Genomic DNA, 276 nt, shown 5'->3' on the forward strand with positions numbered 1-276 from the left:
TCTCGAAATCGCTGCGAGAAAAGATCAGTCGGAAGACTAAACATGCAGCTTAAAAATCAGTCCAGATGTTTGATCACCTGAAAACTAGATACGAAACGAATTTGTGTGTTTAGAAATGGTCTCCGCAGTCCTTACTCCGTTGCAAAGCGTAACGCTTCCGAAGTAAGTTTCCCTACGGTAAACTTTTTAGGATAAGCCCTCGACCGATTAGTATTGGTCAGCTCCATGCATTGCTGCACTTCCACCTCCAACCTATCTACCTCGTCGTCTTCAAGG

General features: G+C 44.6%; 1 rRNA gene. It reads right to left on the bottom strand.

From position 1 onward, the window contains the following. Positions 1 to 187: 187 nt before the first annotated feature. A 23S ribosomal RNA gene (locus tag KJS65_RS29595) occupies positions 188 to 276 on the bottom strand; the annotation flags it as partial.

Source organism: Paenibacillus sp. J23TS9, from assembly GCF_018403225.1.
Taxonomy (GTDB): domain Bacteria; phylum Bacillota; class Bacilli; order Paenibacillales; family Paenibacillaceae; genus Paenibacillus_AQ.